The organism is Candidatus Vallotiella hemipterorum, from assembly GCF_910593725.1.
Classification (GTDB): Bacteria; Pseudomonadota; Gammaproteobacteria; order Burkholderiales; family Burkholderiaceae; genus Mycetohabitans; species Mycetohabitans hemipterorum.
The window spans coordinates 21,704-36,359 of record NZ_OU343032.1; the positions used below are offsets into that span (position 1 = coordinate 21,704).

The 14,656-nt window shown below is 44.6% G+C and carries 7 protein-coding genes; 1 reads left to right on the forward strand and 6 read right to left on the reverse strand.

The features are described 5' to 3' along the window. Positions 1 to 582: 582 nt before the first annotated feature. From KW136_RS04175 to KW136_RS04030, 4 genes are all read right to left on the reverse strand, one after another. A complete protein-coding gene (locus tag KW136_RS04175; RefSeq protein WP_246583212.1) occupies positions 583 to 2,793 on the reverse strand; it encodes an AAA family ATPase in 2,211 nt (736 codons plus the stop codon). 44 nt (positions 2,794 to 2,837) lie between these two features. Beyond that, positions 2,838 to 6,566: an exodeoxyribonuclease V subunit beta gene (gene recB, locus KW136_RS04020; protein ID WP_216797522.1), complete on the reverse strand. Its 3,729-nt coding sequence runs from the start codon at positions 6,564 to 6,566 to the stop codon at positions 2,838 to 2,840. Continuing rightward, the gene (gene recC / locus KW136_RS04025; protein ID WP_246583213.1) at positions 6,563 to 10,078 is read right to left on the reverse strand and encodes an exodeoxyribonuclease V subunit gamma; all 3,516 of its coding nucleotides are present in this window, start codon (positions 10,076 to 10,078) and stop codon (positions 6,563 to 6,565) included. Before recC ends, recB begins: the two co-directional genes overlap by 4 nt. A 107-nt stretch (positions 10,079 to 10,185) precedes the next feature. Continuing rightward, positions 10,186 to 10,329 (reverse strand): hypothetical protein, encoded by a 144-nt coding sequence (locus KW136_RS04030; RefSeq protein ID WP_216797523.1) that lies wholly within the window; start codon positions 10,327 to 10,329, stop codon positions 10,186 to 10,188. A 1,161-nt stretch (positions 10,330 to 11,490) separates the two neighbouring features. Between KW136_RS04030 and KW136_RS04035 the strand changes: the two genes are divergently transcribed. Then, positions 11,491 to 11,772: an oxidative damage protection protein gene (locus KW136_RS04035; protein ID WP_216797524.1), complete on the forward strand. Its 282-nt coding sequence runs from the start codon at positions 11,491 to 11,493 to the stop codon at positions 11,770 to 11,772. Between the two features lie 136 nt (positions 11,773 to 11,908). Here the strand turns inward: KW136_RS04035 and radA are convergent, their stop codons facing one another. Beyond that, positions 11,909 to 13,288, reverse strand: a complete 1,380-nt coding sequence (gene radA, locus KW136_RS04040; RefSeq protein ID WP_216797532.1) for a DNA repair protein RadA — start codon at positions 13,286 to 13,288, stop codon at positions 11,909 to 11,911. Between the two features lie 14 nt (positions 13,289 to 13,302). Next, the gene (gene alr / locus KW136_RS04045; protein WP_216797534.1) at positions 13,303 to 14,373 is read right to left on the reverse strand and encodes an alanine racemase; all 1,071 of its coding nucleotides are present in this window, start codon (positions 14,371 to 14,373) and stop codon (positions 13,303 to 13,305) included. Positions 14,374 to 14,656: the final 283 nt, after the last annotated feature.

A 14,656-nucleotide genomic window follows, 5' to 3' on the forward strand; every position in this document is an offset into this window, starting at 1 on the left:
AGGTGATTCCGCGGGTACAGAAACTAGGAAGTATCTATACTGGGCTTCGCGGATTTTTATAGAATTATCTAACCAGTAGTTTAATCATTGGAGCTTTAGTTTAATAACTGGAAAAATAATTCAATAGCAAGCGTTTTTTCGATAAGCTCTGCTATTATTAGCTACAGGTCGCTAATGTTATTCATATTTTCTGTATATTTAACCTAAGAATGTATATACTTCTCCCCCTTTGTTATAAATCTGAGTGATATAGTAAAAATACTTATTGTTTTTTATTCTACAAGCTGTAGTTTTTTGGGATTTATAATAAGATATTCAATATCTAATATATAAATTATATAAATCTATTTTAGGTAGGTACTACATCATATTATGATAATATTAAGAGTATTTTCTATTTTTAAATAGTTTTTTGATTGGTACAAAAAGCTAAAAATTTTATATATTAGAAGCTTTTAGCGTATATTATACTGTGATAATAAATTGAGCGTTTAAATTAAAATTTAATAGAACTATGCTCAACTTTTATTTAAGATAATATCTTTTAATTACGAGGGCTTAACTAGATAGTTAATAACTTTATTATAACAGGGTAGTTGTTTCTTGTTTTGTACATGTTGCATACTGTAAACGTGCTGCTAGCCCAGTATGGCGACGTGTTGGCGTATTAATAGCTTGCTCTATAATAGAGTGTGTGCCAATAATCGTGATTTGAGCCCGTGCTCGTGTTACAGCTGTATAAATTAGTTCCCGAGATAAGGTCTTGCTAAATGTAGGTGGCAACACAAGCGCTGCTCGCTCGAATTCCGAGCCTTGTGATTTATGAACTGTGAGGGCAAATGCTGTATCGTGCGACGATAGCATTCTAGGCGATACGCTTTGGCACTTCCCAGCACCCCTTTCGAAGACTACTCGAAGTGTCCCATCGCTGGATGGCAGAGCTAGACCAATATCTCCATTAAATAAACCAAGTGCATAGTTATTATGCGTAATAATAATCGGACGGCCTGCAAACCACTGGGTACTTGATGAAAAAGGCAAGCGTGCAAGCCGAAGTAATTTTATAGTAATCCAATTGTTTAAGGTATCAACACCATACGGGCCAGCTCGGACAGCGCATAGAACACGAAATGCATTAAGCGCATCAAATAGCGCCCCGACTTCTGGCGCTCGTTGCTTCATCACTTCTATTAGTAACTCTGCGTAGTGTGCGAAACTCCGGATAATATATTCTCGCGCTATGTAACCGAGTATTGGCCCGTTATCTTCGATAAAATATACACCCGAGCGATGATCTATTTTATTAAGTACGTTTAGTGCATTCTGAGATGAACCTTCTCGAATTGCAGTGGACAATTGTCCAATTGGAGAGTCTCGATTAAATCGATAATTAGTCTGTAACCAGACAACACAATTAGAAAGCGCGGGCGACAGTGTGCAGACTACCGATCTCGCTGTATTATTTTGCGCTGGTTTATAGATGTCTGCCGCCTCTGCGGAATTGTCAGAAAAAAATAGATTACTCTGTTCAGATACTGAAAGTGGAGCTAGTGCAGTAACTTGCATAGCTTTAGTAAGCTGTTTTACCTGAGTCGACGCAGAAGACCTCGTGACGCTAATAGCCCGACTATATTGACAACAACACAAGTTATTAAGAGGCAGTATATCTGTGCTCTGAGGGTCTGGTGCTGTAGTTAGTTGATCCCATTGATTTTGTTGTGTATTAACTAATAAAGCTCGATAATTTCCGGCATTATATAATTGAGGCGGGCCATAGCGAGCATATTTAGAAACTGCATTTTTCAATATTTCAGCCGTGCAACCAACTGCCTGTGCGATACGCTTAGAGCGCTCCCCAACATAACATGAATAAGTATTCAATTCAGCAAACACTGATCCCGCATCAACTGCAGCTAATTGATCCTTATCACCCAATAAGATTAATCGAGCGTGCGGTGAAACAGCATCCACTAATCGACTTGCTAGAGCGATATCGATCATCGACGCCTCATCAATAACGATAATATCGTATGGCAAAGGGTTGCGCCGATGGTATCGGAAGCCCTTGTTCAGGGTGCTACCCAGCAACCGATGCAGTGTATACGATGTCGTTGGTAGCCGAGTAGCAATATTTTTAGCTAATCGGTCTTTGTGAACCTCTAATGCTTCTAACATATGCCGCGCTGCTTTGCCAGTAGGCGCTGCCAACGCGATACGTAAATCAGGTTGATCATCAAGCAAACATGCTAACATGCCAAGAACTGTAGTTGTCTTACCTGTGCCCGGTCCACCGCTAACAATTGTTAGTTGTCCAAAACAGGCTACAGCTGCTGCGACGCGCTGCCAGTCAAGACTATTATCTCTTGATTCCCCGAAATAGCGGGATAGTATCCCATGCCACCGCTGAGCGTTATTAGACGCTATCTTATTAGGCTCTGCCTGTGCGCGAATACTTAGTGCATTGGCGAGCCCGCGTTCAAATTCGTAATAACGCGCGAGATATAACCGATTATCGCTGTCAATAACGAGAGGTAAACAAGGTACCGGATCATTGTTATTGATACATATAGCAATACCGCTCGAGACTAATGACGTACGAATCGTGTCAGGTAGTTGCCCAAATTCCTGAGCCAGTACCGTTAATTCAATACAGACATGTCCGTTTAAAAGCGCTTGGCTGAGCATCTTAGAAGCAGCTTCGGCAATTTTTACATCGCCGGGGGACGCTCCTACACGCTTAGAAAGCTCAGCGGTTCGGCTAGAAAATCCACGAGATAATGCAGTATTATACATTACCAGCCTGTTTGAAAAACGAATATAGCTTTCGACTACTAAACTTAGACATGCCTATCCTTTGCTGAAAATAGTGCATCAAAGGCTTTGATGGCGTCTAAGGTCGGTCTGAATCGAGATATACCTGCACCAGGCCAATCCGGCCGAACACCTCTTAAGAATAGATAAAGAGTTGCGCCGAAATGTGTTTCGTAGTCGTAATCTTTTACTCGTGACTGCATATATCGGTGTATCGCAATCGTGTAGATTAACGCCTGAAGCCGGTATGAATGTGCATCCATTACGGATGATAGCACATGCGTATGATACGCACTGGGTAAGTTACCGAGATAATTTGATTTCCAGTCAATAATCCAAAACTGGTCTCGGAATTTAACCACAGCATCGATAAATCCTTTCAGGTAACCATGTAAAATACCATGGCTAAGAGCTACCCCGACAATACCATGCTCCTCAAGCATTATTGAAAACCGGCTTATGTCAAGAGATGTAACTGGAAAAACAAATTCAAGCTCAGTTAATCGATGTGATGGATCTAGCTCTCCAAGCGTGAACTCTGTTTCAAGTTGAGTATGCGCAATATCCCGTAATAGACGCATCATCATAGTAGTAAGCTGTAATCTACTTAAAGTAGGCGAATTCACTGGCCGATCAGCGAGTGCGCCTACGATAGCAGCGGGCCAGCTCAAAGGATCATGAAGATTAGCAATCTCCATTAACCGATGTAAACAATCGCCTGCGGTTGGTCCCCGGGGGAAGTTTAGAATATCGTCAGAATCCAGCTTAATTATTTTACTATCAGGAATAGTCTCCGCTTCCAATGTAATTGCCTGTATATCAACTCGAGTAATATCATTATCGTAATCTGGTCTTACATGTAATATATCGTCATTATCTGGTAATAATCTCTGCCGCGTCATAGCGAGTGAGCTGAAACTCGAAATTTTCCAAGTCTTAAAGAGACGACGAGCCAGAATGGGTGTACGAACTAACGCGTGCGACGTATTAACTAGAGGTAACAGCACATCACAGGGGGCTACGGTTGGTAGAGGTACAATAGCGATACCAGAATCTTTATCATTTTGCAATGCTTGCCAGCATTTTTCCAATGCGGCCGCCTCGGGCGGCGTATTTAACCATTTATTGAAATGCACTCCCCCACCAGAAACAAGCCAATTCAGAACGCTCTGGCGCGACTCTTTTGTTGATTTATGAGCACCGCTCGTATAAATTCCCGCTACAAGATAGCATCGATATACTGCGCGCGTGATCGCGACATAGATTAGCCGTACACGCTCAGCAGCCTGTTCACGCATTACACTTCGATCAATTCTCTGTGCTTCCTCATCGTCGCACCCAAAGTGTAAAATAGCAAGTCCATCATCACAATAATACTCGCGCGCTGCCGATAATGTCTCGTATAGGTGTGTTGCACCTAATGCGCCATTGCTCAGGAACGGACAAAATATCACAGGATATTCTATCCCCTTAGACTTATGAATTGTAACAATCTGGACAAGATCAGAATCTGATTCTAGACGCAATTGTGTATCATCGCTGATGCCTGGGTCCGCTCGTTGAGCACTCAGCCAACACAGGGTTGGCGCGATACCTGGATATTCGTTATCGCGCGCCTGAATTAGTTCAGCTAGATGATTCATGTTAGTTATCCTGCGCTTACTATCATCTAAGTTTGCTAAGCGCATTGTAATACGCAAATCACGCAATACAATGCGCCACATCGGTGCAAAGCCGTGCTCCTGCCAAAGCCGCCGATAGCTTGAAAAGAGTTCCACCCACGCTACTGAGTTCATTTCTAAGCAGATTGAATAAGATTGGTTGGATTCTGGCTGCGCTGACTCGGCTTGGTCCATAGCCCATAATGTTGTAGCGTCTAAACCGATCCAGTCTGTAGATAGAGCCGCACGCAACCGCTGCAAGTCACCTGGTGTATCGATTGCCAGAAAAAGACGTTCGAACTGTTCGGCATCGAACGACTTAAATACTGAGGCTTGAGCAAGCTCTACACTACCGATACTATATTTATGAAATACTTGTTTTATCAACATACCCTGCCGATGCGTCTGTACAAGTACGGCGATATCTGCCGGTGCTAACGGCTTACTGCCAATTAGTACATTGCCACCACGCGCATCACATATAAGCCGCGCAACCTCTGCTGCGCACGCTTCAGCGGCTGCATATTGAGCATCACACTTATTAAGTATAGGATGATCTGGTAGCCACCATACCCTTAGGGCCGCTCTAGTACCATGAGTTATAGAGAGCGGATCGCGCCGGTCCAAAAATTTTAGACGTGATCTTATCCCAGAACGCACAGGATGATAGTCAAGTCCATCAAGCACAAAGGCATAAGAATTATTACTAAATAATCGGTTGCATGCAGAAACTATTGTTGCATCGGAGCGCTGATTGATAGCTAGCGTATAGCGAGCATGAACATGAGTACGAGCATTTAGGTATGTATGTAAATCGGCCCCGCGAAAACTATAGATCGCTTGCTTTGGATCACCAACGAGAAACAATGGACCTTTCGGGGCAAAAATCTGGTGAAAGATGCCAAATTGCAATGGGTCTGTATCCTGGAATTCATCGATTAACGCTGCTAAATAGCGCTCACGTAGGGCATCAACAAGCCAACTATGTGAATGCAGCGCATCATATAAGCTAGATGGCAAGTCATTAAAAGACATAACTCGCGCCTCGCGCTTGCGTTGAGCGATAATCGATGGCCCGATACGCAACCATTTACGAACGAGGGAAAACCAAAGACGAAGATGCGTCGTGTGCTCTACGCACAGTGCAGAAACTAACGCATTTGCACAGTCTGAGAAAGCATGTATAGGTGGCTGGCATTTAACCTTCGTTGCAGCAATGAGTGAAGACGAAGTTAGCTTTAGTGCTTCCTTCGGAAGCGGCGCATAGCGATTGCCACGAACAAAAAAGCGTTCCCATGCCTCTAGCGCCTCTTGTATATGAGCTGGATTATGTGTGCGCTGGTTTAATTGAGCAGAAGAATTGAGAAGCCACTTCGAGATCTGCTTTCGCTCTGCAAGCCATAGATTAACAATACGCTTAAAATGATCAAGCGTCATATCAACCGTCACATCACACACTGGGTCGGTCCATACAATTTTGGCTAGTGGTTTTTTTAGGCGTTGATCGAGTAGTGCTTGTAAAGCTGTAGGTGCAGCGCCATGAGAGATAAGCCAGTGTGCAAATCCAGTCGAACGTGCCGCTTCCCTTTCTACATGCTCACGCCAAAACTGCGCGGAGACATCGAATCTTAGTGCAGTATCGTCAGCTTCAATCTCAAACGAGAACGGCATTGCAGCCGCAAATGGCGATTCTTGCAGCGCACGCTGGCAGAATGAATGAATTGTATAGATTGCAGCCTGATCGAAACTATTCAACGCCTGCCGGATCTGTCTTAGTGCATATTGCGTAGCTATTTCTGGCGTCTTAGCATCTACGATACGTCGGATGAGCTCAGTGAAAACTGGGTCACCCAGTGCGAGAGATTTTTCGAGTTGTATTAAACGCAACCGTATTTTCTCGCGCAGCTCCGCGGTAGCGGCTTTCGTAAAGGTTACAACCAAAATCTGGTTTGCTTGCAGGTTCTTTTCAAGTAATAAACGGATATAAAGCGCACAGATATTCCAAGTTTTCCCAGTACCAGCAGAGGCCTCGATCTGGGTCACCCCATCGAGTCTGCAGGTAAAAACATCGAGTTCAAACACGTCGAGGCTCATGAGGATTCTTTTGCTAGCTGTAGGTGTGCTAGTAGCGGTTCGAATACCGTCCTAGCAATAGCTACAGAAGTATTATCTAGTGTCATCGATGTACCACGCAGCGAGAGCTGGATTGCTGGATCAGCAAGCTCGCCGCCCGTACGGTCATTTGACCAAGTATAACGGGCAGCAGATGCATTTTTCGATACGAATAACCATCCACTTTTTGGAAAGAAACGCAATGGTGCGCGCAACCCAGCACGATATAGAGCACATAGCTCACCTAAGTATATGTTTGGATTCCGTGGCGTTGTAAACATGAAATGTGTATCATGGCCGATCCATAGCGTATGGCGAGATGCCTGTGGACTTGCGGCACACCAGCATAAATGGCGCAGCCATGCATCGAGGTAATCACGTGCCGTCGGCCTGGCGTAGCGATAAAGTACTAATTCATCACGTGCTGTATTATCTAGCACGCCAGTTAATACTGTCGGTAATAACAGGGTTTTTCTCCATGCTGGCACCTGATCTAACAGCTCCGATACAGATTCAAGCTGTCCAGGCCAGTACGGGGCAATATGGATTGAGAATTCAACAGTTTTAAATCCAATGCCGCCAGACCGCTCCCGTATTTTCTCGGCCAGCTTGCTTAGCGCTATTACCTCGCGCTCTTGTATCGCGAGTCCAGTTGCACCTCCAGGTAATTCTGGAATGGCGCGTGCGATATGATATGCTTGTTCAATATATACCGGTGAATCTACTAGTAATGGCAAAATGCGCTCGGCCAGAGCATCGCTCGCTTCGTAGCTGAACTCGTACGGTTCGATATCAGGTAGTTTCTTCTGTGCTCGATGAAGCACGATGCCTAGTCTTTCACGCAATAGCGTACTTTGCGGGTGGCGCCAAAATCTTATCAATTCCTCTAACCCTATCATCTCATGCGTATCAGGAGGCAGCGCGTCGCTAAAAAATAGTGCCATGCTGTCCCGAGCATCCTGAGTAGGGTCGGCAACCGCCTCGGCTGTTTTTACATAATCCGAATCGTAAGTTAATAAAAGATCCTGAATCGAAAAATAATATAGCTCGAACGACTTCAGCGGGTGTTCGGTAATAAAACTGCAACGCGCTAATGCAATTTCATCAGTGCTTGCTACCTCTCCAGCCCTTAATAATGCGAGGTAGTCAAGCAACTCAGTCAATAGCGCTGATGGGAGTAGCTCACTGTTGTCGCGGATATTACGCCCTGTATAGCTAAAAATTACAGTATCGCGCGCAGCTAATATAAGGTCCAGGAACAAGTTTCGCTCATCATCACGACGCCTCCAGTCACCAGGTTGCGAAAATGCAGCCATCAAGTCGAACTCGTCTGAGCATGTACGTGTAGGTAATACACCATCATCAATGCCTACTATGCAGATAGTACGGAACGATATGCCGCGTAAGCTAGATAGCGACGATATGGTCACAGCGCCAGATGGAACTCCGCTATGGGTGGGATCATGAATAACGGACAATAACGCCGCACGCAAAACAGTAGCGGGTAGGAGTATATCTGGCGCGCCTGCTTCTATTTGAAGAAATAGGGTATTGAGTGCAGCGAATAGCCCACTTAATGAGTCAGCACTTGAACTACGAGGACAGAAGAATTGCTCTAGGGCGCTGTTCAGTAGATTGCGCCACTGAAAAACTGTCTTTGGTGTTGCGCATGCAAGCGCAAATGCATCTAGCTCATCAATAAATTGAGCTAGCCTCCCAAGTAATATAGAATTGGTGCCGATAGGCGCTGCTACTGGAAGCCAATCGGCAACAGGTAGTGAGTTATCCGGCATCGCATAGCCGAGAAATAACCGCATTAAGGCATTAGAAAATGTATGGCGTGCTTGAGATTCGTTAACATGTCGCCGCTCATTAGGTGAAAACGATCGGCGACCGCCAGCATCTTTTAACCATCCCTGAACAGTCTCTAATTCTTCTGGATTAATATCGTACCGTGCCGCAATCTCATCTACACGTAGCCATTCAATTAATGTAGACGCATTAAAAGCGCGGTCACCCAGGGTCAACCAGTCAACTAAAATATGGGCGAGCACGTTAGTTTGAGACGGAGCTAAACCAGTGATACGATAGGGGATGCGACATGGATCTCTTGGTAGAGCGGCACCGAATACGGCGTTCACGATAGGTGTAGCGGCAATAAGATTAGGCACCACAATCAGTATATCGGCTGGCGTCAAACTAGGATCTGAATCGAATGCAGCCAGCAGCCGATTATGGAGCACCTCAAACTGCCGCATTAGGCTATGACAGACGTGCACTTCAATACCATCTCTTGTAGGTGGTGGACGCGATAACGCCGGATGCTTAAGCGACAGGATGGAATTCTGCAGGACGGCCAGCCAGCTATAATCTGGAGCTTCGACAAATTTACTATAATCTCTCGCCACAGCATTAGCTGTGTGCTTATGAAACAACGCGAGCTGAGCTTGCGTTTGTCGGCCCCACTCGGCTAAGAGAGGATGCCCAACTACCTGGTAATCGAGTTGCCCTTCAGCATCTAAATTATCAGTACGCCGTTGAGCCATAACACCAAACCAGTCATCTCGGCATGGATTAAGAACATAAATTCGCACATCGATCCATCGTGACAACTCGCGCAGCAATCTCACATGTAGTAATGGTATTATCGGTAAAGCGAATACGCTAACCTGCGTCGGCCAATTCGCTGGTGCGATACCAGCTGGATCTAATTGCGATACAATCTCTAGAAAGCGGTACGCGGGCGGCGATACATTCTTAAGCATATTGGGATCAGCATCATTTTTCCCGGCTAGTTCTTTCAGAACGTCGCGCCATAATTGCGCCTGCCAGAATTCATCGTCGCGCTGCATCGGTGTCCCACTGACCATCCAGGGCGGGCATTCTGGCTGCTGGGCCAGTGAGAAAATCGACTCGCTGGCGAGCCACTTGGCTAGCCAATGCGGGCGGTAAATAATGTAATTATTAAAAATAGCGGATATACGACGCGCTAGATCGAGGAGCATTACTGGATCTGCTACAGCTAAATATGTATCTAGTCTTGCCAAAGGATTTTGCTTACAGCTGCTACGCATTATGCTGCGCTTGGAAAGCATCCTATAAAGGCTCCATGCAAGTCGCTCTGGTTCAAATGGAGATTCTCGTGGCGCGTTGATGATTTCAAGACATGCGATCTGTGTCCATAACCACTGTTGGAGATAGCAAAATTCTATATTTGTGCACAAGCCAAACCGATCAGCATAGTCTAATTCCAATCGGCGACGCACTGCCATATTCGGTATAATGATTGGCTGCGGCCGCCACAAGTCGCTACCGATACGCTCTAGGTCGTTAAATAGCACTGTAGTAAGTACTTCATAACGGTTCGAGTGAAATATTTCAAGCATAAAAAAGAGATAAAAAACTCGACTCAAAATTACTTGGGCGAACATCATATGCCTCAAGGAAGTTCGATCAAAAGCGTCGTAAGACTTAAGCAACCAAAAAACACTCATCGTACTTACACCCGGCCGTTAATATATTAACTGTGGCAAAAATGTACGATTGAGTTGTCTCGGTACGTTGTTTGCAATATATTTTACTCACGTGCCGAGATAATTATTTATGATGGCAGAGGAATCCAGCCTTCCGGCACTAGATGTTTATTATAACGCCCAGGTAGAAAGTTAGTAAAAGCGTGTGCATACAAGTTATAGTGACGCACGACTTGCGCACGAAAATCGAAGAACAGTGGAACTAATATCAAGCTGCGTTATTGTTCAACGACGGTATTAGTATTACGGATAGACCTATGTTGGAAGCGATTAAAAAGGAATCTGGCGACGTGTGGTAGATAGGATACAGCTTTCACAGCTAGGGTTTGCCAATACACCTATGTCACATACGCATATAAACGTCGTATTATGTATACTTTGTCACAGCAAAGCTAGTTGAATATTTAAAGATATCAGTTTCAGACTAGCGTAGTACGCATAATCGATAGCTAATAAATTTAGCCCTCTCTGAGACAAAAGAATTATTCTTCTGTCACCACTCGGATTCTCACTAAGAGGTAAATCATTTAATTTATCAATGGAAGATGTCGCGTTGTCCTTAGTCATTGCGATACGTGCTAATAAGCTAATCCTCATTACTGAGCTACCTAACGCGATTGACGTTGATAGCGGATGTGCCCTATAAGCTATTGCTTAAGAGCGCATAGAAAATCTATAATGCTCAGATAGATCACTAAAATCGCGCTCATGCGAACTTCTATCTGAGCACGCAATCTGCTCATGCCATGTAGTATGATATTTATATATTATTATTCCCTTATAACTAGATGACAGCATCTTGCTAAAATTATTTCTGCATGACAAAATCCATATAATAATTTCACACAAGAAGCCAAAAGCTTACGTAAAATAGTACTAGATGATGTCATCAGCATCTAGTACTTAGTTATTCTTAGAAGAGGGCTAATTAAACACTTAAGATAAACAGTATACTAGTACGATGTGCGGGCATCAGATCGACGAGAATCAGATCAACTGCGTGCGATATTGACTATTTCTTAGCACTCAAACGTGACGGCGTAATATGCGGATTCTCGGCGCTATACCCCATACCCGAAAAACAGCCTGGAGAAATAGCGCGTTAAATTTGTAGCGTCGGTGATTAACTTATCTGTTTAAAAAACATTGAGTAAACGCGCCTCAGCGAGCTGCTAATGCGCTTTACTAACAGCCCGAACCGAATACCAGTTCCTAACGCGAGGTTTCGTACAAGCAATAGTTACGATCTTCCGCAAGACCAGAGTCATCTGTATAACTAACAGCGCAAGTTACTTGTGTTAATTAAGAAACTCGAAACATTCATAGAGAGCCCGAAGATTAGTATTGAGCCTTAATATTGTAGGAGAAGTATAATGGCCCGAATGGTTTACTGCATAAAACTCGGCAAAGAAGCGGTAGGATTGGAATTTCCTCCATTGCCAGGCAAGCTTGGTGAGCGTATTTTTAAATGCATCTCGAAGGAAATATGGCAGGCTTGGCTGAAACAGCAGACGATGTTAATCAACGAAAACCGATTGAATATGGTTGATCCTCACGCACGTCAATATCTATTAAAACAAACTGAAAAATTCTTATTTGGGGAAGGCTCGGATGCCGTATCTGGCTACGTGCAACCCCTAACAGCCAATCTATAGGATATGGGACTTTTATGTATGTATACCGTATTCGTTAAAGATAAAATATAACATACTCAGCTTTATATGCTTCATACAGAACTTCCGTGCTTTATGTATTGAGTTTAAAAATCGTAAGCGACACACATCCAATATGCTATGCACCTAACGCTTTAACTTCCTCAATCGCTTGCTCAATACGCTCAACAGCTATTACATGAAGACCATCTATCGGCTGCTTTGGTATATTAGCTTTAGGAATTAACGCTATTGCGAAACCCAGCTTCATTGCTTCTTTTAGGCGCTCTTGACCCCGTATACAAGGGCGAATTTCACCGGCTAGCCCAACTTCACCGAACACGATTAACCCATGCGGCAAAGGCTTGTTGTACATCGATGACTGAATTGCAAGTAATACAGCTAAATCCGCCGCCGGCTCGACAATTTTTACGCCACCAACAACATTCAAGAAAATATCCTGATCAAAGCATACAATGCCTGCGTGCCGGTGGAGAACCGCGAGCAGCATTGCAAGCCGATTTTGCTCTAAACCCACGGCTAATCGGCGAGGGTTTAGAGCTTGAGCTGTATCGACTAGTGCTTGTACCTCTACCAGAAATGGTCTTGACCCCTCTTGAGTAACTAGCACGCACGAGCCAGGAACTGTATGCTTGTGCTGCGACAAGAACAAAGCCGATGGATTAGACACGCTATGCAAACCACGCTCTGTCATTGCAAATATACCAAGTTCATTAGCTGCACCGAAGCGGTTTTTAAATGCCCGAACTAGCCGGAATGATAAATGAGTATCGCCCTCGAAATACAGAACTGTATCTACGATATGCTCAAGCACTCTAGGACCAGCAAGCGCACCTTCTTTAGTTACGTGGCCGACCATAATAATAGTTGCCCCAGATTGCTTAGCGATCCGCGTTAGTTGCGAAGCACACTCTCGAACTTGCGCCACAGATCCGGGCGATGAACTCAGTACATCTGAATAGATTGTCTGGATCGAATCTAGAACGATAATGTCTGGCTTGATAGCATCAATTGATACTTGTAACCTCTGCAGTTGAACCTCTTCGAGAAGCTGCAACTCACCCGCCTGGTTAACATGTTTATCGAGCAGACCAAGCCTCTGCGCACGTAAAGCGATCTGAGCGCTAGATTCTTCACCACTAATATATAGTGCTCGTCGTTCGCTAGAGATCTTAGAAAGTGCCTGAAGTAGTAATGTCGACTTACCGATACCGGGATCGCCGCCGATCAGAACCACACTACCAGTGACCAGACCACCACCAAGCACACGATCGAACTCGCTAATACCGGTCAAGTAGCGTGGCATATCTGGCACATTAATATCAGCAAGCTTACACGATAGATTATTTTTAGTAAGAGCTTGGTAGCGATAGTTAACCGCAGCAGCATCGAATTTAGCCAGGGTATTCCAGTTATGACAAAATGAGCATTGGCCCTGCCACTTTTGCAGCTGCGCGCCGCAGTTATTACAGATAAAGACAGTTTTTACTTTTGCCATGTCCCTGCTCTGCATTATTCCGAACATACCGGCACACGTTGGGCGATCGCGCACATCAACTCATAACCAACTGTTCCACATGCTACCGCGACATCATCAATCAGTACGTCTCTCCCCCATAGCTCTACTGAGCTGCCGATGATCGCACTTGGACACAAAGATAGATCTACGGTTAACATATCCATTGATACTCGACCGACAACCCGTGTTCGAACCCCATCGACTAGGATTGGTGTACCTTCGGGTGCGCAACGTGGGTAGCCATCCGCGTATCCGCACGCCACAATACCAATACGCATACGCTCCTGCGCTTTAAAGATTGAACCATAGCCCACTCCATCCCCAGGCTCGACCGTCTGCACAGCAATCAATTCGGAGCTTAACGTCATTGCTGGCTGTAGCCCTAAGCCCTGTATCGCAGCTAACATACCTGACGGCGAGGCGCCATATAACATGATTCCAGGCCGTATCCAGTCAAAATGAGTATGTGGATGCCATAGGGTCGCAGCTGAGTTTGAGAGGCTGCGTGCACCTAGAATACCATTAGCACCATGCTCAAATATCTCTAATTGGTGCTGAACTCCGCTCGCACTCTCAGCACTTGAAAAATGAGTCATCAGTGTGATCTGCCCGATGCTACTACACGCCCTCGCACGTCTCCATGCTGCATAATACTTTTCAGCTACATAGCCAAGCCGGTTCATGCCACTATTCATCTTTAATTGGATATTAACCGGCTTAGAGAGCTGTGCCATTTCTAGCATCCGCAACTGTTCATCGCAATGCACGGTTGTTGTTAAACTGTAGTGGTCAATTATATTAATATCAATTATACACTCGCTCCCTTCCAATAATAAAATTGGGCCAGCCCAGCCTAATTCACGCAATTTAACTGCCTCTTCTAGATTAAGCAGACCGAAGCCGTCTGTAGAATTCAGGCCAGAAAACGCTCGATTTAAACCATGCCCATAGGCATTAGCTTTAACAACGGCCCAAACCTTAGATTTTGGGGCATAGCGGCGGGCAATAGAGAGGTTGTTGAAAAGAGCTGCAGTATGAATCGTAGCAAGGAGTGGGCGGGGCATAAATTTATGTGCTCTAATATCTCTGCAAATCAACTATATAAGAGCATGATCGCTAGTCTAGGCTCTTGTGGTTATAAGTTGTAAAGTGCGTACGCACAAGTAATATTCAGCAAGATCGCTCTACAGATTAATTTGACAACCGCTGCTAATCCTGGGATTTAATTCAACTCCAAATGAAAAAATTTTTACGCTATTATGAAGTATATAATTTTTTCCCTGAAAGTGCGCGCCGATGATGTTTTTATAGATCTATTGAAGAGAGCTTCACGCGTTATATTTTATA

What these genes read in the sequence shown, in the direction of transcription:
- radA (WP_216797532.1), bottom strand. Translation starts at nt 13,288, where the DNA reads ATGGCAAAAGTAAAAACTGTCTTTATCTGTAATAACTGCGGCGCGCAG.
- recC (WP_246583213.1), bottom strand. Translation starts at nt 10,078, where the DNA reads ATGAGTGTTTTTTGGTTGCTTAAGTCTTACGACGCTTTTGATCGAACT.
- KW136_RS04175 (WP_246583212.1), bottom strand. Translation starts at nt 2,793, where the DNA reads ATGTATAATACTGCATTATCTCGTGGATTTTCTAGCCGAACCGCTGAG.
- alr (WP_216797534.1), bottom strand. Translation starts at nt 14,373, where the DNA reads ATGCCCCGCCCACTCCTTGCTACGATTCATACTGCAGCTCTTTTCAAC.
- KW136_RS04035 (WP_216797524.1), top strand. Translation starts at nt 11,491, where the DNA reads ATGGCCCGAATGGTTTACTGCATAAAACTCGGCAAAGAAGCGGTAGGA.
- recB (WP_216797522.1), bottom strand. Translation starts at nt 6,566, where the DNA reads ATGAGCCTCGACGTGTTTGAACTCGATGTTTTTACCTGCAGACTCGAT.